General features: G+C 59.6%; 1 protein-coding gene. It reads right to left on the bottom strand.

Going from position 1 to position 1,241, the window contains the following annotated elements:
• On the bottom strand, window positions 1–1,037 hold a 1,037-nt coding region (locus AC1DRJ_RS28330), incomplete at its 3' end, for a PepSY-associated TM helix domain-containing protein (RefSeq protein WP_477805054.1).
• Window positions 1,038–1,241 lie beyond the last annotated feature (204 nt).

The raw sequence follows: 1,241 nt of genomic DNA, 5'->3' as shown, positions 1-1,241 counted from the left end.
GTCAGCGCACTGATCGTCAGGATGATCCGCCCGACAATGCCAAAGTAGCTACCGACGTGCAGTGCATAAATGCTGGTCAGCAATTGCGCCTTGAGGCTCTTGTCGCTGTAACGATCGTGCTGTTTGACGATGCCGGTCGCCGGATCGAGGGTGATCTGGTTCAGGGCACGGTCGTGGGGGGAGGTTTTCAGCAGGTAGAACACGGTCGCCGGCTGACCGGCCACTGGCGGCATACGGACGTTGTAAGCGCTGAGTTCCGGGCCCGCGGCACTGTAGACGCTGCTCCAGATGGCTGCATAGTCGGCGGTCGGTGGTGGACCGCTTGGCGCAGGACCGCGACCACCGCGCACGCGCTCGTTTTGCGGTGCGTCGGACAGCAGGCGGGTCAGGCCTTTGTTGTACCACTCATACGACCAGGACAACCCGGTCAGCGCCGCCAAGAGGTAAAACACCAGGCACCAGGTGCCAGCCACCGAGTGCAAATCCCAGTTGAAGCTACGACCCTTTTTCTTCCAGTCCAGGGTCAGCCAGACACGCCAGCTTTTCCACAAGCGCGGCCAGCGCAGGTACAGGCCGGACAAGCAAAAGAACACCAGAATCAGCGTGCACGCGCCGGTGATGTTGCGGCCGGTGTCGCCCATGGCGAGGAAGCGGTGCAGTTGCAGCATGAAGCCGAAGAAACCCTGGCCGGTGGCGTCGCCCATGAACTCGGCGGTGTACGGATCGAAGTAGCGCATCTCACCACGACGTTGGCCCGGTGGCGGCGTGAAAAACACCTTGGCCGCATGACCGCTGTCGGTTTCGACGGAGAGCATCGAGACTTTTTTGCCGGACGCGGCCTCGATGCGCTCGACCAGTTCGACGGGCGGCAGGACGCCGGCAACCTGTTTCTCGACCTGCAACACGGAAGGGTTCAGCACGCTCAGGATTTCATCCTGAAACGATACCGTTGCCCCGGTGATGCCCATCAGGGCCAGGACCAGCCCGGCACTGATGCCGAAAAACCAGTGCAACTGGAACAGGGTTTTCTTCAACACGTCGCTCGCCTTGTTCGTTCAAAAAGTGTCATCACGGCGCGCATTATGYCGTGGGTTGTCGAGAAACATTCTTTTTTACACACAAAAGCCCCGCTCATTGAGATGAACGGGGCCTGACCCGGATTTCAGCCTTCATCCATTCCATGTGGGAGCGGGCTTGCTCGCGAAWGCGGTTTAACATTCAACATTGATGCTGAATTACAC

The sequence above is a fragment of the Pseudomonas sp. P5_B2 genome (genome assembly GCF_056400445.1).
This window is presented reverse-complemented; position numbering and strand designations above follow the sequence as displayed.